Origin of the sequence: Pseudomonas sp. BO3-4 (assembly GCF_034044115.1) — a bacterium.
Taxonomy (GTDB): domain Bacteria; phylum Pseudomonadota; class Gammaproteobacteria; order Pseudomonadales; family Pseudomonadaceae; genus Aquipseudomonas; species Aquipseudomonas alloputida.
Genome location: NZ_CP139018.1, coordinates 351,887 through 372,714 on the forward strand (window position 1 = coordinate 351,887; position 20,828 = coordinate 372,714).

Consider the following 20,828-nt stretch of genomic DNA (forward strand, 5'->3'; position numbering starts at 1 on the left):
CCACATGAACAAGACCCTCGGTTTCAAACTCGGCATGATCGCCATGCTGATGTTGCTGCTGCTCATCCCGCTACTGCTGATCAACGGCCTGATCGACGAACGCCAGGCCATGCGCGACGGCGTGTTGCGCGATATTGCCCAGAGCACCAGCTTCGACCAGCAACTCAGCGGCCCGCTGCTGGTGGTGCCGTACCGCAAGTACCAGCGCCGCTGGATCGAAAAGGACGGTGAGCGTACCCAGGAAACCAGCACCATCGCCGGCCACCTGTACTTCCTGCCGGAAACCTTCGACGCCGACCTGGGTGTGGACACCGAACTGCGCGCCCGAGGCATCTACCAGGCGCGGTTGTTTCACACCAAAGGCCGTATCAGCGGCCGCTTCAAGCTCCCGGCGCATTGGGGCATCGACAAGGACTTTGACGACTACCGCTTCGACACGCCGTTCCTGGTGGTGGGCATCAGTGATATCCGCGGTATCGAAAGTGCTCTGGAGCTGAGCATGGACGAGCAAAAAGTGCCGTTCGAGCCCGGCACCCAGCTCGACTGGATGCGCGGCGGCGTACACGCCAGCCTGCCGGGGCTGGACGGGCTACAGGCGCGAGCGTTCAGTTATGGCTTTGACCTGGCGCTGCAAGGTACCGGCCAGTTGCACGTGGTCCCCGTGGGCCGTACCAGCAGCGTGGACATGCGCGCCAACTGGCCGCACCCGAGCTTCGTCGGCAACTACTTGCCCAACCGCCGCGAAATCGATGCTCAAGGCTTCAGTGCCCATTGGCAAACCTCGTTCTTTGCCACCAACCTTGAGGATGCCATACGCCAGTGCGCTAACGCCGGGCAGTGTACGGATTTCAGTGAGCGTAGCTTTGGCGTGAGTTTTATAGACCCGGTGGACCAGTACCTGAAAAGCGAGCGGGCAATCAAATACGCGTTGTTGTTCATTGCCCTGACCTTTGCCGGCTTCTTCCTGTTCGAGGTAATGAAGAACCTGAGCGTGCACCCCGTGCAGTACATCCTGGTTGGCGTGGCGCTGGCGTTCTTCTATCTGCTGCTGCTGTCGTTGTCCGAGCACATTGGCTTTGGTCTGGCGTATGGGCTGTCGGCTTCAGCCTGTGTGCTGCTGATCGGCTTCTACCTGAGCCATGTGTTGCGCAGCCTGGTGCGAGGGGTGGGTTTTGCAGCGGGTTTGGCGGCGTTGTACGCGCTGCTCTTCGGGCTGCTGAGTGCCGAAGACTATGCGCTGCTGATGGGGTCGCTGTTGTGTTTCGGCTTGCTTGGGGTGTTCATGGTGCTGACCCGGCGGCTGGACTGGGCGCGTGTGGGGAGGGCGGCATGAGGGAGGATAGAGAGATCGGGCGCTGGTTGGCGCTCAGGATCGGGCTGTTGTTTCCTGTGATACCGAGGTGAGGCCTTCGCGGGCACGCCCGCTCCCACAAGCCCACCACAGATAGCGCACACTGTGGAAAACCTTGTAGGAGCGGGTTTACCCGCGAAGGGGCCCTCAGGCCACTGGCGCTGTAGCGACCATCGATGGCCGCTTGACCACCTCGGCATACCACGCCGCCAACCCAGGCTGGCGCTCACGCCAGCCAAACCCGGGCTGACGCAAATCCAGATAGCCCAGCGCACAGGCCACACCAATCGCCGCCAGGTCGAAGCCGGAGATCAGCTCCGGCAAGTGCTCCTGCTCCAGGTTGGCCAGGCTACGGCGGATCTTGTCACCCTGCGCTTGCAGCCAGCCATCCCAGCGCTTGTCCTCTGGCCGCAGGAAGCTCTCATACCGGCTCGACACCGCCGCATCCATGATCGCATCGGCCTGTGATACCAAGGTCATGCGCCGCCAGCGCGCCGAACCTTCACGCGGCAGCAGCGGCAGGCCAACGTGCTGCAGGTCGAGGTACTCGCAGATCACCCGGCTGTCGTGCAGCACGGTGCCGTCTTCCAGGCGCAGGGCCGGGATCTTGCCGATCGGGTTGTCCTGGTTGAGCTGCGGGTCGCCGCTCACCGGGCTGATGTTCACCGGCTGCAGCTGCACACGCTCAAGCTGGCCGGTCTCGTGCAACACCACCATGACCTTGCGCACGAAAGGCGACAACGGCGAGTGGAACAGGGTCATCGTGCTCATGCTTCAGTTACCTTGCAGGCTGGGTGGCAGGCACACGCCGGTGCCGCCGATGCCGCAGTAGCCGTCCGGGTTCTTGGCCAGGTACTGCTGGTGGTAGGCCTCGGCGAAATAGACGGTCGGTGCCTGGTCGATTTCGGTGGTGATTTCACCGAAGCCGGCCTTGCTCAGCTCGGCCTGGAAGGCGTCGCGGCTGGCCTTGGCCTGTTCCAGCTGTTCCGGGCTGGTGCAGTAGATGGCCGAGCGGTACTGGGTGCCGATGTCGTTGCCCTGGCGCATGCCTTGGGTCGGGTTGTGCAGCTCCCAGAACATTGCCAGCAGTTCGCGGTAGCTGACCTTGTCCTTGTCGAACACCACCAGCACCACTTCGGTGTGGCCAGTCAGGCCCGAGCAGACTTCTTCGTAGGTAGGGTGCGGGGTGAAGCCGCCGGCGTAGCCGACCACGGTGCTGACCACACCTTCACGCTGCCAGAAGCGGCGCTCCGCGCCCCAGAAGCAACCCAGGCCGAAGATGGCGAAGTCGATGGCGCCTTCGAAGAACGGGCCGAGCAGCGGGGTGTCTTTGAAGACGTAGTGGAACTCGGGCAGGCTCATTGGCGTTTCGCGGCCAGGCAGGGCCTGTTCCGCAGTTGGCATGACGTTTTTGTTCACCAGGATTTCCGAACGCAGGACCATGGCCGTTCCTCTGTGTTTATTCAGTGGGGTAGGGGGTTGGGCCTTCGCGGGCATGCCCGCTCCCACAGGTACAGCACAGGTTTCAAAGGTTGTGGTGTTTCTGTGGGAGCGGGCGTGCCCGCGAAAGGGCCCGAATGGCTTCTATAGTGCCCGAGGATTACGCAGCTGTCAGGCCACCGGGCCACGCGGATAGCGCTTCAGCCGCTCGGCCAGCTCGCGCCCGGGAATTGGCCGGTCGAACAGGTAGCCCTGGCCCACGTCGCAGCGGTGGCGGCGCAGGAACGCCAGTTGCTCCGGCGTCTCGATCCCTTCGGCCACCACCTTCAGCTTCAGGTTGTGGGCCATGGCCACCACCGCCGAGGTGATTTCCATGTCGTCCTGGTTGTCGGGGATTTCGTTGATGAAGCTGCGATCGATCTTGAGGATGTCGATCGGAAACTTCTTCAGGTAGCTCAGCGACGAATAACCGGTGCCAAAGTCGTCCATGGCCAAGGTCAGGCCCAGGGCCTTCAGCTCGTCCAGCTGGCGGTGGGTGTCTTCGCTGGCTTCCAGCAGCAGGCCTTCGGTCAACTCCAGCTCCAGCAGGTGCGGGGGCAGGGCTTCTTCCTTGAGGATGGTGCTGATCGACGCCACCAGGTCCGGGTCGGAGAACTGTTTGGGCGACAGGTTGATGGCTACATGCAGGTTGCCCAGGCCGGCCTTGCGCAGTTGCTGGCTCATGCAGCACGCCTGGCGCACTACCCATTTGCCGATAGGGATGATCAGGCCGGTTTCCTCGGCCACGCTGATGAACTGGTCCGGGCGGATCATGCCGCGTTCGGGGTGGTTCCAGCGCAGCAGCGCTTCCAGGCCCAGCAGGCGACCGCTGCGCAGGCACAGCTTGGGCTGGTAGAACACGTCCAGCTCATTCTGGGTCAGGGCACGGCGCAGGTTGTTCTCGACGAACAGCTTGTAGCTGGCTTCGGCGTTGAGCACTTCGGTAAACACCTGTACCTGGTGTTTACCGTTGGCCTTGGCCTTGTGCAATGCAAGGCCGGCATTCTTCATCAGGCTGGCCGGGTCGACGCCGTGCAACGGTGCACAGGCCAGGCCTACCGAGGCGGTGACGTTGATCAGCTGGTTGTCGACGAACATCGGCTTGTCGAGGGTGCACAACAACTGTTGGGCAACGCCTTGGCCATCTTCAAGGCTGGTGTCGTCGAGCAGCACGGCGAACTCGTTACTGGCAAAGCGCGCCAGGATGCCACCGCTGTGCAGGCTGTTGCGCAAACGCCTGGCCAGGCTGATCAGCAGCTTGTCGCCGGTCTGGTGGCCAAGGCTGTCGTTGATGCGCTTGAAGTTGTCGATGTCCACCAGCAGCAGGCACATCGAGCTTTCGCCATCGCGGGCGAAGCGCTCGTCCAGGCTGCGGATGAACGCCGGGCGGTTACCCAGGTTGGTGAGGTTGTCGGTGTAAGCCAGGCGTTCGATGCGTTGCTGGGCCAGCTTGGTCTGGGTGACGTCTTCGTAGATGCCGATGTAGTGGGTCAGCTCACGGTTGTCACCGTACACCTTGGAAATCGACAACTGGCCCCAGTACGGCTCCAGGTTTTTGCGCCGGCTCTTGAACTCGCCCTGCCAACTGTTGCCCATGGCCAGGCTCGACGGCGAGTCGAACAGCAGTTCGCTGAGGTTCTCCAGTGCCGGTAGCTCACCCAGCTGGCGGCCCTGCACTTCGTCGGTACTGTACTGGGTGATGGCGGTGAAGCTGGGGTTGACGTACTCCACCCGGCCGTCGCGGTTCACCAGCAGAAAGGCGCTGGCGCTCTGCTCGACCGCACGCTGGAACAGGTGCAGGGCGCTGGCCGCAGCCCGTCGTTTGTGGTTTGTGATCACTTGGGCGAACTGGTCGGCCAGCTCGCCGGCAAAGGCAATCTCGTCCGACTGCCAGGCCCGTGGCTGGCCGGTTTGCTCCAGGCACAGCACGCCAATCACCTGGCCATCGACACGGATGCTGGCGTCGAGCATGGCCTTGTTTTCCGGGCGCATGCTTTGCGCCAGGGCGCGGGTGCGCGGGTCGTGGCCGGCGTTGTGAGCGTCGATGGCGCGGCTTGCGTGCAGTGCATCCAGGTAGTCGGGGAAGCGGCTGGCATCGATGGCTTCGGGCTGGCGGTGCTCCTGTGCGTCGCGGTACCAGGCGATGATCGGTTCCAGGCGTTGGTCTTCCAGGTGCCAGATGCTGGCGCTGTCGACCTTGTAGATTTCGCAGGCGCTTTGGGTGATCAGCTGGGCCGCTTCGAGCAGCGAGTTGCCCGCGCTGTAGCGATGGCGGGCGAGGCGCAGGATAAGGTCCTGCTGGCCGCGCACCCGCTCCAGGTGCTCCAGTTGTTCTTGCTGCGTGCGCTGGTTCAGCTGCAAGGCCAGTTGCAGGCGGTTGTTGCGTGACTCCAGGTCGCTGGCGCCGGGTTCGCCGGTCTCTTCCTGCTGGTCGTCGAGCACGCTCAGGTAGCCGCGCAACAGCTGGCGGTTGTGTTGCTTGTAGGCTTCACCCGCTTCCAGCAGGCGCAGCGAGGTGCTCGGCGTGTGCAGGGTGTAGCGCACGCGATAGTAGCCGCGCTGGGCCAGTTGCAACTGGATTTCGTCGTGCAGCCGGTAGCGTGCCTCGGGTTCCATCAGGCTGGCGTAGGGCGCGTCAATCAGGGCACACAACTCGCCGGTTTTCAGGCCGAACTGGCGCTCACAGGCTGGGTCAAGGTAGAGCATGGCCCAGGTGGCTTCGTTGAGCCTTTCGAAACGCAGCATGCCGAGCCGCGAGGGCACGGGTAACTGTGTCACGACCTCGGCCGCCACACGGCTGGCGGCATCGGGTTGGCTTTTCATCGAAGACTCGCTTGAAGAGGGAACGCTGCCTTGTGGCTGCGGCGGATTTGGCAAGGTTGCATCATGTCCCGAGGGCTGGCAAGCGGCCATGCTTGATGCTGTGGACAGGTTATCGGCTGACGTGGCCGATTCTGCAGTTTGGCTGGAGACTTTGGGGCCGCTTTGCGGCCCATCGCGACACAAGGCCCCACAATGTGGACTGCGATTGCCTGTGGGAGCGGCCTTGTGTCGCGAAAGGAGGGCGAAGCCCTCCCAGCTTTTTCCAGGCAAAAAAAAGCCCCGCCAATCGACGGGGTTGAGGTACGAGCGTGGCAGCTCGAAAAGGGTACTGCCCCTCGCAAGGAGGGGCAGTGTGCTGGCTTACAGCAGCATGGTGCGGATATCGCCCAGCACGTCGCCCAGGCGCTTGGTGAAGCGCGCGGCGGCAGCGCCGTTGATCACACGGTGATCGTAGGACAGCGACAGCGGCAGCATCAGCTTAGGCTGGAAGGCCTTGCCATCCCAGACAGGCTGCATGGTCGCCTTGGAGACGCCCAGGATAGCCACTTCCGGCGCGTTGACGATCGGCGTGAAGCCGGTGCCGCCAATGTGGCCGAGGCTGGAGATGGTGAAGCAAGCGCCTTGCATCTCGTCGGCCGACAGCTTCTTGGTGCGCGCCTTCTCGGCCAGTGCAGCGGCTTCGGCAGCCAGTTGCAGCAGGCTCTTCTGGTCGACGTTCTTGATCACAGGGACCAGCAGGCCGTCCGGGGTGTCCACGGCGAAGCCGATGTGCACGTACTTCTTGCGGATGATGGCCTTGCCGCTTGGCGCCAGCGAGCTGTTGAAGTCCGGCAGTTCCTTGAGCAGGAAGGCGCAGGCCTTGAGCAGCAGAGGCAGCACGGTCAGCTTCACGCCAGCTTTCTCGGCCACGGCCTTCTGCGCAACGCGGAAGGCTTCCAGCTCGGTGATGTCTGCAGAGTCGAACTGGGTCACGTGCGGCACGTTGAGCCAGCTGCGGTGCAGGTTGGCAGCACCGACCTGCATCAGGCGGGTCAGGGCCACTTCTTCCACTTCACCGAACTTGCTGAAGTCCACGGCAGGGATTGGCGGGATGCCAGCACCACCGGTCGCACCGGCGGCTGCCGGCGCTTCCTTGGCCTTCTGCATCATGGCCTTGACGTAGACCTGCACGTCTTCTTTCAGGATGCGACCGTGCGGGCCGGTGGCAGCAACTGCACCCAGCTCGACACCGAATTCACGGGCCAGCTGACGAACAGCAGGGCCTGCGTGAACCTTGGCATTGCTGCCAGCGGCCGGTGCGGTAGCAGCCGGTGCAGGGGCAGCAGCCGGGGCGGCAGCGGCAGGTGCGGCAGCCGGAGCAGCCTCAGCCTTGGCTGGTGCAGGAGCAGCAGCCGGTGCCGGCGCGGCAGCCGGGGCGGCACCCGCCACTTTCAGCTTGAAGATCAGGTCGCCAGTGCCGACTTCGTCTTCCAGCTTGCACAGCACTTCTTCGACCACGCCGGCGGCCGGCGACGGGATTTCCATGGAAGCCTTGTCGGACTCCAGGGTAATCAGCGACTGGTCGGCTTCGACGGTGTCGCCGACCTTGACCAGCACTTCGATGATCTTGGCCTTGCCCGACGAACCGATGTCCGGTACGTGGATGTCCTGCACGCTGGCAGCAGCCGGGGCTGCGGCCGGAGCAGCAGGAGCGGCTTCAGCGGCTGGCGCTGGCGCCGCAGCCGGAGCAGCGGCAGCGGCCGGTGCCTCAGGGGCCGCAGCAGCGGCGCCCTCGGCTTCCAGGACCAGCAGCTCGTCGCCTTCTTTCAGGCGGTCGCCCAGCTTGACCTTCAGTTCCTTGATGACGCCGGCCTTGGGCGCCGGAATTTCCATGGAGGCCTTGTCGGACTCCAGGGTCAGCAGGCTCTGGTCAGCCTCGATACGATCACCGACCTTGACGAACAGCTCGATGATTTCACCTTCACCGCTGCCGATGTCAGGTACGCGAATGAGTTCGCTCACTTAAAAATACTCCTCAGCAGTCCAGTGGGTTGCGCTTGTCCGGGTCGATACCGAACTTGACGATAGCGTCTGCAACAACCTTGGGTTCGATCTCGCCACGGTCAGCCAGGGCTTCCAGGGCAGCCAGCACCACGAAGTGGCGGTCGACTTCGAAGAAGTGACGCAGCTTCTTGCGGCTGTCGCTGCGACCGTAACCGTCGGTACCCAGGACTTTGAACTCTTTGCTCGGTACCCACTGGCGAATCTGCTCGGCGAACAGCTTCATGTAGTCGGTAGAGGCGATAACCGGGCCTTTGCGACCGTTCAGGCACTGCTCGACGTAGGTCTGCTGTGGCTTCTGGCCAGGCTTCAGGCGGTTGGCGCGTTCCACGGCCAGGCCGTCACGGCGCAGTTCGTTGAAGCTGGTGACGCTCCACACGTCGGCACCGACGTTGAACTCTTCACGCAGGATCTTCGCGGCTTCGCGGACTTCGCGCAGGATGGTGCCGGAGCCCATCAGCTGTACGTGGTGTGCGGCTTCGCGGGTGTCCTCTTCCAGCAGGTACATGCCCTTGATGATGCCTTCCTCGACACCGGCCGGCATGGCTGGCTGCTGGTAGGATTCGTTCATCACGGTGATGTAGTAGAAGATGTCCTGTTGCTCTTCGGTCATCTTCTTCATGCCGTCCTGGATGATCACCGCCAGCTCGTAGCCGTAGGTCGGATCGTAGGTGCGGCAGTTCGGGATGGTGCCCGCCATCATGTGGCTGTGACCGTCTTCGTGCTGCAGGCCTTCACCGTTGAGGGTGGTACGGCCGGCGGTACCGCCGATCAGGAAGCCACGGGTGCGGCTGTCGCCAGCGGCCCAGGCCAGGTCGCCAATACGCTGGAAACCGAACATCGAGTAGAAGATGTAGAACGGCAGCATCGGCTGGTTGTGGCAGCTGTACGAGGTACCGGCAGCGATGAACGACGACATGGCGCCGGCTTCGTTGATGCCTTCCTCGAGGATCTGGCCCTTCTTGTCTTCGCGGTAGAACATCACCTGGTCTTTATCGACTGGCTCGTAGAGCTGGCCGACCGACGAGTAGATGCCCAACTGGCGGAACATGCCTTCCATACCGAAGGTACGGGCTTCGTCCGGGATGATCGGGACGATGCGCTGGCCGATGTCCTTGTCCTTGACCAGCTGCGCCAGAATACGCACGAAGGCCATGGTGGTGGAGATTTCGCGGTCGCCCGAGCCGTCCAGGATCGCTTTCAGCGTTTCCAGTGGCGGGGTCGGCACGCTGAAGCTCTTGGCACGGCGCTGCGGTACGAAGCCACCCAGGGCTGCGCGGCGCTCGGCCAGGTACTTGGCTTCGGCAGAACCTTCTTCCGGCTTGAAGAACGGCAGGTTCTCCAGGTCGGCATCCTTGACCGGGATGTCGAAGCGGTCACGGAAGTGACGCAGGCTGTCGACGTCGACCTTCTTGGTGTTGTGCGCGGTGTTCTTGGCTTCGCCAGCACCGGTGCCGTAACCCTTGATGGTCTTGGCCAGGATGACGGTCGGCTGCTCTTTGTGGTTCACAGCCTGGTGATACGCCGCGTAGACCTTGTACGGGTCGTGACCGCCACGGTTGAGCTTCCAGATCTCTTCGTCGGACAGGTCTTCGACCATGGCCTTGAGTTCCGGGGTGTTGAAGAAGTGCTCGCGAACGTACGCGCCGTCTTTGGCTTTGTAGTTCTGGTATTCGCCGTCGATGACTTCGTCCATGCGGCGCTGCAGGGCACCGTTGGTGTCCTTGGCCAGCAGTGGGTCCCAGAAACGGCCCCAGACGACTTTGTTGACGTTCCAGCCACCGCCACGGAACACGCCTTCGAGTTCCTGGATGATCTTGCCGTTGCCGCGAACCGGGCCGTCGAGGCGCTGCAGGTTGCAGTTGATGACGAAGATCAGGTTGTCCAGCTTCTCGCGGCCGGCCAGGGCGATTGCACCCAGGGATTCCGGCTCGTCGCACTCACCGTCGCCCATGAAGCACCAGACCTTCTGCTTGCCGGCCGGGATGAAGCCACGGGCTTCCAGGTACTTCATGAAGCGTGCCTGGTAGATCGCCTGGATTGGGCCCAGACCCATCGAAACGGTCGGGAACTGCCAGAAGTCAGGCATCAACCATGGGTGCGGGTACGAAGACAGGCCGTTGCCGTCCACTTCCTGACGGAAGTTGTTCATCTGGTCTTCGCTGATACGGCCTTCCATGAAGGCACGGGCGTAGACGCCAGGCGAAGCGTGGCCCTGGAAGAAGACCAGGTCGCCGCCGTGTTCTTCGGTAGGGGCCTGGAAGAAGTAGTTGAAGCCGATGTCGTACAGGGTGGCACTGGAGGCGAAGCTAGAGATGTGTCCGCCCAGGTCCGAGTCTTTCAGGTTGGTACGCATGACCATGGCCAGCGCGTTCCAACGCACCATCGAGCGAATGCGGCGTTCCATGAACAGGTCGCCAGGCATGCGTGCTTCGTGGGTGACAGGGATGGTGTTGCGGTATGGCGTGGTGATCGCATACGGCAGCTGGGAGCCACTACGGGTGGCCAGCTCGCCCATACGGGTCATCAGGTAATGAGCGCGGTCTTCGCCTTCTTTGTCGAGGACCGACTCCAGGGCATCCAGCCATTCCTGGGTTTCGATTGGATCGAGGTCTTGCATGGCTTGCTCCAGGGCGGAAAGGCAACCAGAATCGATTGCCTGAGATTGCGACTGGCCTTATGGGCAGACGTCGTGAATTCTTGGATTACCGGGGTGTCTTCCGGCGCGTTGTAGTTTTACTACATTTGCTTTCGCATTTCATGCTTTTACACGACACGAGTAGTAGTAAAACTACATTTGTGCGACGTTTGGTCGCACCTTGGCTTGTGAGGAAAAACGTTCATGTTGGTTGGCATTGTGTCGCGAACGGGTGGTTCTTGATGTTTGTTGCCAAGTTTTCGTTTTTTTCAGCTATTTCCAACTTTTGTACGACAGTCCAACCGTGGTCCGGCTTCCCCTTGGCCGCTTTTTCCCCTCTATTTCACGCCGATCAAGGATAGACCATGCGCCTACCTTTGCCCTCCGATCTGCCTGCCACCTTGCAGCCGCTGGTCACTCGCAACCAGCAGTTCATCAGCGATGCCGTGGCCGGCCACCCCGAACTCGACCTGCAGGCCTGGAGCCCGCTGCACCGGCAGCAGTTCGACCAGGTGGCTGCTGCCAGCGAGTTCGTGCTCAGCCTGGCCCAGCGGGAGCCCGCCATGCTGTTCGCCCTGCTGGCCAGCGGCGAGCTGGAGCGGCGTTACGCCCCGGGTGAGCTGCGCGGGCAAATCGCCGCAACTGCCCAGGCGGCACAGAGCGAGGACGAGCTGGCGCGCAATCTGCGCCGCGCGCGCAACCGCCAGCAGTTGCGCATTATCTGGCGCGACATTACCCGTCAGGCGGAACTTGGCGAAACCTGCCGCGACCTGTCGGACCTTGCCGATGCGGCCATCGACGAAGCCTACCAATGGCTGTACCCGCGCCATTGCCAGCAATTCGGGACGCCCATCGGCAACCGCAGCGGCCAGCCGCAGCACATGGTGGTGCTGGGCATGGGCAAGCTGGGAGCGGTAGAGCTTAACCTGTCGTCGGACATCGACCTGATCTTCGGTTTCCCCGAGGGCGGTGAAACCGAAGGGGTGAAGCGCTCGCTGGATAACCAGGAGTTCTTCACGCGCCTGGGCCAAAGGCTGATCAAGGCGCTGGACCCGGTTACCGTCGACGGCTTTGTATTCCGCGTTGACATGCGCCTGCGTCCCTATGGTTCGGCGGGTGCCCTGGTGCTCAGCTTCAATGCACTGGAGCAGTACTACCAGGACCAGGGCCGTGACTGGGAACGTTACGCGATGATCAAGGCGCGGGTGGTGGCCGGCGACCAGGCGGCCGGCGCGCAGCTGCAGGAGATGCTGCGCCCGTTCGTGTACCGCCGCTACCTGGACTTTTCCGCAATCGAAGCGCTGCGCACCATGAAGCAGCTGATCCAGCAGGAAGTGCGGCGCAAGGGCATGGCCGAGAACATCAAGCTGGGTGCCGGTGGTATTCGCGAAGTGGAGTTCATTGCCCAGGCTTTCCAGCTGATCCACGGCGGGCGTGACCTCAGCCTGCAGCAGCGGCCGTTGCTCAAGGTGCTGGCCACCCTGGAAGGCCAAGGCTACCTGCCGCCAGCAGTGGTGGCCGAGTTGCGCGAGGGCTATGAGTTCCTGCGCTACACCGAGCACGCCATCCAGGCCATTGCCGACCGCCAGACGCAAATGTTGCCGGAAGGTGAGACCGATCAGGCTCGCGTGGCCTATGTGCTCGGTTTTGCCGATTGGCAGAGCTTCCACGACCAGCTGATGTACTGGCGAGGCCGTATCGACTGGCATTTCCGCCAGGTCATTGCCGACCCGGATGATGAAGACGGCGAAGGCGAACTGGTGGTGGGTGGTGAGTGGTCGCCGTTGTGGGAGCAGGCGCAGGATGAAGAAGCCGCTGGCCGGCAATTGCAAGAGGCTGGCTTCAAGCAACCCGCCGAAGCCTTGAGGCGCCTGGCCGGGCTGCGCTCCAGCCCGCAGTTGCGCTCGATGCAGCGCATCGGCCGTGAGCGACTTGACGCATTCATCCCACGGCTGCTTGCCCAGGCGGTGGAGCATGACAACCCCGACCTGGTGCTTGAGCGGGTGTTGCCATTGGTCGAGGCTGTGGCAAGGCGTTCTGCCTACCTGGTACTGCTGACCGAAAACCCCGGTGCCTTGCGCCGTTTGCTGACGCTGTGCGCCGCCAGCCCGTGGATTGCCGAGCAGATTGCCCTTTACCCGCTGCTGCTCGACGAACTGCTCAATGAGGGCCGCTTGTTCAGCCCGCCCTTGGCGCCAGAACTGGCCAGCGAGCTGCGCGAGCGCCTGACGCGCATCCCCGAGGACGACCTGGAGCAGCAGATGGAGGCGCTGCGCCATTTCAAGCTGGCCCACAGCCTGCGCGTGGCCGCCTCGGAAATCAGCGGCAACCTGCCGTTGATGAAAGTCAGCGACTACCTGACCTGGCTGGCGGAAGCCATCCTCGACCAGGTGTTGGCCTTGGCCTGGCGCCAGACCGTGGCCCGCCACGGCCAACCCAAGCGCAGCGACGGCAGCCTGTGCGACCCGGGTTTCATCATCATCGGTTACGGCAAGATGGGCGGCCTGGAGCTCGGCCACGGTTCGGACCTGGACCTGGTCTTCATCCATGATGGCGATCCGCAGGCGGAAACCGACGGTGCGAAGCCTATCGACAGCGCGCAGTTCTTCACGCGTCTGGGGCAGCGCATCATCCACTTGCTGACCACCCAGACCAACTCGGGCCAACTGTACGACGTGGATATGCGCCTGCGCCCGTCCGGCGCCTCGGGCCTGCTGGTCAGCTCGCTGGGCGCCTTCGAGCGCTACCAGCAGAACGAAGCCTGGACCTGGGAGCACCAGGCGCTGGTGCGGGCCCGTGTGCTGGTGGGTTGCAAGCAGGTGGGTGCGGCATTCGAAGGTGTGCGCGCCAAGGTACTGGGCCAGGCCCGCGACCTGGAAAAGCTGCGCGGTGAGGTGAGTGAAATGCGCGCCAAGATGCGTGACAATCTCGGTACCAAGGCTACGGCAGCCGGTACCGCGGCGAACGCCTTCGACGCCGGTGTACCCTTCGATATCAAGCAGGATGCCGGCGGTATCGTCGATATCGAATTTATGGTGCAATACGCCGCTTTGGCCTGGTCCCATGACCATCCGGCCATACTTCGATGGACCGATAACATCCGCATTCTGGAAGAGCTGGAGCAGGCGAACTTGATGCCGGCCAGTGACGCGGTGCTGTTGCGTGAAGTGTACAAGGCGTTCCGCTCGGCCTCCCACCGCCAGGCCCTGCAGAAGCAGGCCGGGGTGATCGATGCGGCACAGTTTGCCGATGAACGCCGTGAAGTGCGGCGGATCTGGGGTGAACTGGGGCTGACTTGAGATTGTTGGGGCCGCTGTGCGGCCCTTTCGCGACACAAGGCCGCTCACACCATTGGCCGGCGTATGCAGTACCTTTTGTGGGAGCGGCCTTGTGTCGCGAAAGGGCTGCAAAGCAGCCCCAAAGGCTCATGCCTCACCACCGGTGTTACACTGTCGGCCACATAGCCTGAATATAAAGAGGGGAGGCCAGGCTGTACCGCAGTCTGTAGCCTCCCCGAGCGTTTCTGGACTAAGCATGAGAATACTGATCATTGGCCCCAGCTGGGTCGGCGACATGGTGATGGCGCAGACCCTGTTCCAGTGCCTGAAACAGCAGCACCCCGACTGCGTGATCGACGTGCTGGCCCCTGAATGGAGCCGGCCGATCCTCGAACGCATGCCTGAAGTGCGTCAGGCCTTGAGCTTCCCGCTCGGTCACGGCGCGCTGGAGCTGGCCACACGTCGGCGCATCGGCAAGTCCCTGGCCGGCCAGTACGACCAGGCTATCCTGCTGCCCAACTCGCTCAAGTCGGCGCTGGTGCCCTTTTTTGCCGGCATTCCCAAACGCACCGGCTGGCGCGGTGAAATGCGCTTCGGCCTGCTGAACGATGTGCGCAAGCTGGACAAGGCCCGCTATCCGCTGATGATCGAGCGCTTCATGGCCCTGGCTTACGCACCCGGCGCCGAGCTGCCGCAGCCATACCCGCGCCCCAACCTGCAGATCGAAGCGCAAAGCCGTGACGCCGCCCTGGCCAAGTTCGGCCTGGAACTGGACCGTCCGGTACTGGCGCTGTGCCCTGGCGCCGAGTTTGGCGAAGCCAAGCGCTGGCCGGCAGAGCACTATGCCGCTGTGGCCGATGCGATGATTCGCCAAGGCTGGCAAGTGTGGCTGTTCGGCTCGAAGAACGATCACCCGGTCGGTGAGCAGATCCGCGACCGGCTGATTCCGGGGTTCCGTGAAGAGTCGTCCAACCTGGCCGGTGAGACCTCGCTGGCCGAGGCCATCGACCTGATGTCCTGCGCCCATGCCGTGGTGTCCAACGATTCCGGCCTGATGCACGTGGCCGCTGCGCTGAACCGTCCGTTGGTGGCGGTGTACGGCTCGACTTCACCCGGCTTCACCCCACCGCTGGCCGAACAGGTGGAAGTGGTGCGCACCGGTATCGAGTGCAGCCCGTGCTTTGACCGCACCTGTCGCTTCGGCCATTACAATTGCCTGCGTCTGCTGGAACCGGGCAAAGTGATTGCCGCCCTGCACAGCCTCAGCGGACCGGACCTGATCGATACCGTGGCCGAGGTCGACTAAGTGCGGGTACTGATCATCAAGACCTCGTCGCTGGGGGATGTCATCCACACCCTGCCGGCGCTTACCGATGCCGCCCATGCCATTCCCGGCATCCGTTTCGATTGGGTGGTGGAAGAAGGCTTCGCCGAAATCCCCAGTTGGCACCCCGCGGTCGACCAGGTCATCCCGGTGGCGATCCGTCGCTGGCGCAAGAACCTTTGGCAAACCATCAAGAGTGGCGAGTGGAAGGCGTTCAAGCAGCGCGTGCGCGAGCGCAGGTACGACCTTGTGATCGACGCCCAGGGCCTGGTCAAGTCGGCCTGGTTGACCCGTTACGTGAAGGCACCCGTAGCCGGCCTGGACCGCTACTCGGCGCGCGAAGGCTGGGCCAGCCGCTTCTACGACCGGCCTCTGTCGGTCGCTACCGGCCAGCACGCGGTGGAGCGGGTACGCCAACTGTTTGCCATGGCCCTGGCCTATGACCTGCCAGAAGGCATCGGCAACTACGGCCTGGACCTCGACCGCCTGCAACTGCCCCCGGCTGCGCCCTATGTGGTGTTCCTGCATGGCACCACCTGGGCGACCAAGCATTGGCCCGAAGCCTACTGGCGCGAACTGGCCGAGCGCATGGGCCGGCGCAAGCTGGAAGTGCGCCTGCCTTGGGGTAATCCGGCTGAGAAGGCGCGGGCCGAGCGAATTGCCCAAGGCTTGAACAACTGCCAGGTGCTCCCCAAATTGAACCTTGCCGGCGTCGCTCGTGTTCTGGCGGCGGCAAAGGCCTGCGTGGCGGTCGATACCGGCCTTGGCCACCTGGCGGCGGCACTCGATGTGCCCACCCTTTCGCTGTTTGGCCCAACCAACCCGGGCCTGACTGGCGCCTACGGACGGACCCAGATTCACCAGGCCAGTGACTGGCCTTGCGCTCCCTGCCTGCAGAAGAAGTGCACCTACAAACCGAGCGCCGATGACCTGGCCCGGTTCGATCTGAAACGCGAGTGGCCACTGTGCTTCACTCGCCTGAATCCCGAGCATGTGGCGAGCCGCTTGAGCGCGTTGCTGCTGGCTGAGGATGTCCGTTGATGCAACTGGCTTTCGTGCTTTACAAATATTTCCCCTTCGGCGGGCTGCAGCGCGATTTCATGCGCATTGCCCTGGAATGCCAGAAGCGGGGCCACCAGATCCGTATGTATACGCTGATCTGGGAGGGTGACATTCCGCCGGGCTTCGAAGTGCTGGTGGCGCCGGTGAAGGCGATCTTCAACCACCGCCGCAACGAGAAGCTCAGCGCCTGGATGGCCGCCGACCTGGCCAAGCGCCCGGTCGACCGCCTGATCGGCTTCAACAAGATGCCGGGGCTGGACGTGTACTACGCCGCCGACGGCTGCTTCGAGGACAAGGCGCAGACCCTGCGCGGTGGCCTGTACCGCCGCTGGGGCCGCTACCGGCACTTTGCCGAGTACGAGCGTGCGGTGTTTGCCAAGGACGCCCATACCGAAGTGCTGATGATTTCCGAAGTGCAGCAGCCGCTGTTCATCAAGCATTACGGCACCCCGGTAGAACGCTTCCACCTGCTGCCGCCAGGTATTTCCCAGGATCGCCGTGCGCCGGCCAATGCCGCCGAGATCCGCGCCGAGTTCCGCAAGGAATTCAATCTTGGGGATGACGACCTGCTGCTGGTGCAGATTGGCTCAGGCTTCAAGACCAAAGGCGTGGACCGCAGCCTCAAGGCACTGGCCGCGCTGCCGTCGGCCCTGCGCAAACGCACCAGGCTGATGGTGATCGGCCAGGACGACCCCAAGGTATTCCAGCTGCAAAGCGCTACCCTGGGCCTGGGCGACCAGGTGCAGTTCCTCAAGGGCCGCAGCGATATCCCGCGCTTCCTGCTGGGCGCCGACCTGCTGATTCACCCGGCGTACAACGAGAATACCGGTACGGTGCTGCTCGAAGCGTTGGTCGCCGGCTTGCCGGTGCTGGTGTCCAAGGTGTGCGGTTATGCCCACTACATTGCCGAGGCCGACAGCGGCCTGGTGCTGGACGAGCCGTTCGAACAAGATCAGCTCAACGGCTATCTGCAGCGCATGCTCGAAGACCCGCAGGCGCGTGCCAGCTGGTCGCGCAATGGCCTGGCATTTGCTGATAGCGCCGATCTGTACAGCATGCCGCAGCATGCTGCCGACGTGATCCTGGGGCAAAAAACCGCATGAAGCTGATATTGGCCGAACCCTTCAAACGCCTGTGGGCCGGGCGTGATGCCTTCGACGCCGTGGAGGCGCTGCAAGGCGAGGTCTATCGCGAGCTGGAAGGGCGCCGCACGCTGCGCACCGAAGTGGCTGGCGAGGGCTTTTTCGTCAAGATCCACCGTGGCATCGGCTGGGGCGAGATCTTCAAGAACCTGTTCACCGCCAAGCTGCCGGTGCTCGGTGCCGGCCAGGAGTGGAAGGCCATCCAGCGCCTGCATGAGGTGGGTGTGCCCACCATGACCGCAGTCGCCTATGGCGAGCGTGGCAGCAACCCGGCCGCGCAGCACTCGTTCATCATCACTGAAGAGCTGGCGCCGACCATCAGCCTGGAAGACTTCAGCATCGACTGGGTCAAACAGCCGCCTGAGCCGCGCCTGAAGCGTGCACTTATCGCCGAGGTGGCGAAGATGACTGGCGGGATGCACCGCGCCGGGGTCAACCACCGCGATTGCTACATCTGCCATTTCCTGCTGCACACCGACCGACCGGTGACGGCGGATGACTTCAAACTGTCGGTGATCGACCTGCACCGCGCGCAAACCCGTGCCAGAATCAGCCGCCGCTGGCGCGACAAAGACCTGGCTGCGCTGTACTTTTCGGCCCTGGACATTGGCCTGACCCAACGCGACAAGCTGCGCTTCCTGCGCGGTTACTTCCAGCGTCCGCTGCGGCAGGTGCTGAAGGACGAAGCCGCGCTGCTCGCCTGGTTGGAGCGCAAGGCCCAGAAACTCTACGATCGCAAGCAACGCTATGGGGACGCACTCTGATGGCGAGTTGGACACTGGCGCCGGGGTACGAACACCTGGCGGCGGACTTCGGCAGCCTCGACGCGGTGTTCGCCCTCCAGGGCGAACGGCTGACCCGCGACCCGCTCAGTGAGGTGGTACGCATCGAGCGTGACGGGATCAACTACTACGTCAAGCGCTACACCGGGGCCGGCAAGCACATGCGCCGGTACCTGGGGCGGCCACGCATCAAGGCCGAATGGCAAAACCTCAAGCAGTTCGCCAAATGGGGTATTCCCACTGCCGAAGTCGTGGCCTGGGGCCTGGAGCGCAACGGCCTGGCCTTTGGCCGTGGCGCTATGATCACCCGTGAGCTGCCGCACACCGAAGACCTGTCGGCCCTGGCCGATAACAACGATGCGCGCTTGGCCGACCGCAGCTGGGTCGACCATGTCAGCCGTCAACTGGCGCGCCATACCCGGGTCATGCACCAACACCGCTTTGCCCATAACGACCTGAAGTGGCGCAACCTGCTGGTCGATGACCAAGGCACGCTATTCTTCATCGACTGCCCCACCGGCGACTTCTGGCGCGGTTTCATGTGGCGCCACCGGATGATCAAGGACCTGGCATGCCTGGACAAAGTGGCCAAATACCACCTGTCAGCTACCCAGCGCCTGCGCTTCTACCTGCAATACCGTGGCCGCGACCGGCTGAATGTGCGTGACAAAAAGCGCATTCATCGGGTACTGGGCTTTTTCGAGGGAAGGGAATGACCGATTACCTGGCCAGCGCGGACCTCGCGCTGCTCAAGCGCCATGGCCTGGACAACTTCGAGGCGCTGTGGGCGCTGCAACTTGATGCTGTGGACGAACCCAACACCGGCCGTGGTGGCTGGAGCAGCGTCTTCCGTCTGGAACTCGAAGGCAAGGGCTACTACCTCAAGCGCCAGAGCGACTACTTGACCCGTACCTTGCACCGGCCGTTCGGCGAGCCCACCTTCGCCCGCGAATTCCGCAACATCAGTCGCTACCAGAAGCTGCGCATTCCGGCATTGCAGGCGGTGTTCTACGGCGAGCGCAAGCAGGGCGGCAAGCACCGGGCTATCCTGATGACCCGCGCTCTGGACGAGTGGGCCGACCTCGACAGCCTGCTGGCGCAGTGGCCGCGGTTGGGTGAAGCCGAGCGCACTGGCATCCTGCAGGCCTGCGGTCAGCTGGCGCGCACCCTGCACAGCGCCGGCCAGGTGCATGGCTGCTTCTACCCCAAGCACATTTTCCTGCGTCAACGCCGCGAGGGTTGGGACGCGCAATTGATCGACCTGGAAAAGACCCGGCCGCTGCTGTTCGGCATGCGTGACCGCCTCAAGGACCTGGAGCCGCTGCTGCGCCGCGCGCAGGCCTGGCGCGTGCAGGATGTACGTACTTTGCTGGCGACCTACCTGGGGCAGCCGGCTGACGGCGCGCTGGTCGACACCTGGCTGCAACGGCTGACGCAACGCCGTCGTGAAAAAGAGGCTCGCTGATGCGTTTGTCTGAACTGAAGGATGCCGGGCGCAGCCCGACGCTGCCCCTGAGTATCACGTTGGTTGATGCCGCCGGCAGTGCCGACTTGCAACTGCTCACCCTGCTGCGTGTGCTGCCGGGCCAGCGTTATGTGGGCGCTGGTGTCTGGCGTGGCACACCGGTGCTGGCGAAGCTGCTGGTCGGTGGTAACGCCGCGCGGCATTTCCAGCGCGAACTGCAGGGTGTGAAGTTGCTGGCCGAACAAGGCCTGACCACACCGACGCTACTGGCCGACGGCCTCAAGGAAGGCGAGGGCGGCTGGCTGCTGTTCGAGTTCCTTGACGGTGCCCAAAGCCTGGCCGATGCCTGGGCCGCAGTGGCAAACCTGCCAGTGCTGGCGGACGAGCAGCACCTGGTACTGGGCGAAGCGCTCACGGCTGTGGCGCACATGCACGCCCAAGGCCTTTGGCAGGAAGACCTGCACCTGGACAACCTGCTGCGCCATGCCGGCAAGCTGTACCTGATCGACGGTGCGGGCATCAGGGCGGAAACACCCGGTCAGCAGTTGTCGCGACCACGGGTGCTGGAAAACCTCGGGGTGTTTTTCGCCCAGTTGCCCAAGCGCCTGGAGCCGTTCATCGAAGAGCTGCTGGTGCATTACCTGCTGGCCAATGCCGAGCATGCGTTGCCGCTGGAAGCCCTGCAGAAACAGGTGGACAAGGTGCGCCACTGGCGGCAGAAGGACTATCTGGACAAGGCTGGCCGCGAGTGCAGCCTGTTCAGCGTCCAGCGCACCCTCTCGGGCTTGCAGGCGATCCGCCGCAGTGAGGTCCAGGCCATGCAGCCTGTACTGGAGCAGGCCGATGCGCTGATCGACAAGGGCCATTTGTACAAGACCGGTGGCGCTGCCAGCGTGGCGCGCATCGAGGTCAATGGTCGCCCGTTGGTGATCAAGCGCTACAACATCAAGAACACCGCACATTGGTTCAAGCGCTTCTGGCGCCCGAGCCGGGCCTGGCACTCCTGGATTGAAGGTCACCGCCTGGAATTCCTCGACATCGCCACGCCACGCCCTCTCGCGGTGCTGGAGCAGCGGGTGCTGGGCCTGCGCAGCCGTGCTTACCTGGTCACCGAGTATGTCGACGGCCCGGACCTGACGGCATGCTTCGCGCCCTACGTTGAAAGCGGCGATGCGCCCGAGGAGCAGGTGGATGCTTTGGTGCACGTGATGCAGCAGCTGATTCGCGAGCGCATCAGCCACGGCGACTTCAAAGGCCATAACCTGTTCTGGCACAACGGCCAGTGGTCGCTGATCGACCTCGATGCCATGTGCCAGCACACCACCCAGCTCAGCTTCGCCCCGGCCTATGCCCGTGACCGGGCGCGGCTGCTGCGCAACTGGCCCAATGGCAGTGCCTTGCATCAGCGGCTGGACCGGCTGTTGCCAAAACTGGTCGACTGAGG

General features: G+C 63.3%; 14 protein-coding genes. 9 read left to right on the plus strand and 5 right to left on the minus strand.

All coding sequences use genetic code 11. The features are described 5' to 3' along the window. The first annotated feature begins 4 nt into the window (after window positions 1-4). A complete protein-coding gene (creD, locus tag REH59_RS01575) occupies window positions 5-1,333 on the plus strand; it encodes a cell envelope integrity protein CreD (protein ID WP_003255657.1) in 1,329 nt (442 codons plus the stop codon). 165 nt (window positions 1,334-1,498) lie between these two features. On the opposite strand, the gene REH59_RS01580 is transcribed toward creD, so the two are convergent. The 5 genes from REH59_RS01580 to aceE form a co-directional block, all read right to left on the minus strand. Beyond that, window positions 1,499-2,122, minus strand: a complete 624-nt coding sequence (locus REH59_RS01580) for a glutathione S-transferase (RefSeq protein WP_003255655.1) — start codon at window positions 2,120-2,122, stop codon at window positions 1,499-1,501. Between the two features lie 3 nt (window positions 2,123-2,125). Beyond that, entirely contained in the window at window positions 2,126-2,794 is a 669-nt protein-coding gene (gene msrA, locus REH59_RS01585) for a peptide-methionine (S)-S-oxide reductase MsrA (protein ID WP_003255654.1), read from the minus strand. Window positions 2,795-2,962: 168 nt separating this feature from the next. Beyond that, entirely contained in the window at window positions 2,963-5,653 is a 2,691-nt protein-coding gene (locus tag REH59_RS01590) for a putative bifunctional diguanylate cyclase/phosphodiesterase (RefSeq protein WP_014860927.1), read from the minus strand. 360 nt (window positions 5,654-6,013) lie between these two features. After that, a complete protein-coding gene (gene aceF / locus REH59_RS01595) occupies window positions 6,014-7,654 on the minus strand; it encodes a dihydrolipoyllysine-residue acetyltransferase (protein ID WP_003255652.1) in 1,641 nt (546 codons plus the stop codon). A gap of 13 nt (window positions 7,655-7,667) precedes the next feature. Then, on the minus strand, window positions 7,668-10,313 hold the full coding sequence (gene aceE, locus REH59_RS01600; protein WP_003255651.1) for a pyruvate dehydrogenase (acetyl-transferring), homodimeric type: 2,646 nt from the start codon (window positions 10,311-10,313) through the stop codon (window positions 7,668-7,670). Window positions 10,314-10,696: 383 nt separating this feature from the next. Here aceE and glnE point away from each other — a divergent pair, with 383 nt between their 5' ends. The 8 genes from glnE to REH59_RS01640 all read left to right on the plus strand — a co-directional run bounded on the left by glnE (window position 10,697) and on the right by REH59_RS01640 (window position 20,826). Then, window positions 10,697-13,630, plus strand: coding sequence for a bifunctional [glutamate--ammonia ligase]-adenylyl-L-tyrosine phosphorylase/[glutamate--ammonia-ligase] adenylyltransferase (gene glnE, locus REH59_RS01605; protein ID WP_003255650.1), 2,934 nt, complete (start codon window positions 10,697-10,699; stop codon window positions 13,628-13,630). Window positions 13,631-13,865: 235 nt separating this feature from the next. Beyond that, the gene (gene waaF, locus REH59_RS01610; RefSeq protein WP_003255649.1) at window positions 13,866-14,915 is read left to right on the plus strand and encodes a lipopolysaccharide heptosyltransferase II; all 1,050 of its coding nucleotides are present in this window, start codon (window positions 13,866-13,868) and stop codon (window positions 14,913-14,915) included. Beyond that, the gene (gene waaC, locus REH59_RS01615) at window positions 14,916-15,974 is read left to right on the plus strand and encodes a lipopolysaccharide heptosyltransferase I (protein ID WP_014860435.1); all 1,059 of its coding nucleotides are present in this window, start codon (window positions 14,916-14,918) and stop codon (window positions 15,972-15,974) included. Beyond that, a complete protein-coding gene (locus tag REH59_RS01620) occupies window positions 15,974-17,098 on the plus strand; it encodes a glycosyltransferase family 4 protein (RefSeq protein WP_320450383.1) in 1,125 nt (374 codons plus the stop codon). Before waaC ends, REH59_RS01620 begins: the two co-directional genes overlap by 1 nt. Continuing rightward, entirely contained in the window at window positions 17,095-17,901 is an 807-nt protein-coding gene (rfaP, locus tag REH59_RS01625) for a lipopolysaccharide core heptose(I) kinase RfaP (protein ID WP_003255644.1), read from the plus strand. The genes REH59_RS01620 and rfaP overlap by 4 nt, the downstream gene beginning before the upstream one ends. Further along, window positions 17,901-18,635 carry a lipopolysaccharide kinase InaA family protein gene (locus REH59_RS01630; RefSeq protein ID WP_003255642.1) on the plus strand — a complete coding sequence of 245 codons (735 nt, stop codon included), beginning with the start codon at window positions 17,901-17,903 and terminating at the stop codon, window positions 18,633-18,635. Before rfaP ends, REH59_RS01630 begins: the two co-directional genes overlap by 1 nt. After that, window positions 18,632-19,384: a lipopolysaccharide kinase InaA family protein gene (locus REH59_RS01635; RefSeq protein ID WP_003255640.1), complete on the plus strand. Its 753-nt coding sequence runs from the start codon at window positions 18,632-18,634 to the stop codon at window positions 19,382-19,384. The genes REH59_RS01630 and REH59_RS01635 overlap by 4 nt, the downstream gene beginning before the upstream one ends. Next, on the plus strand, window positions 19,384-20,826 hold the full coding sequence (locus REH59_RS01640; protein ID WP_014860434.1) for a lipopolysaccharide kinase InaA family protein: 1,443 nt from the start codon (window positions 19,384-19,386) through the stop codon (window positions 20,824-20,826). The genes REH59_RS01635 and REH59_RS01640 overlap by 1 nt, the downstream gene beginning before the upstream one ends. Window positions 20,827-20,828 lie beyond the last annotated feature (2 nt).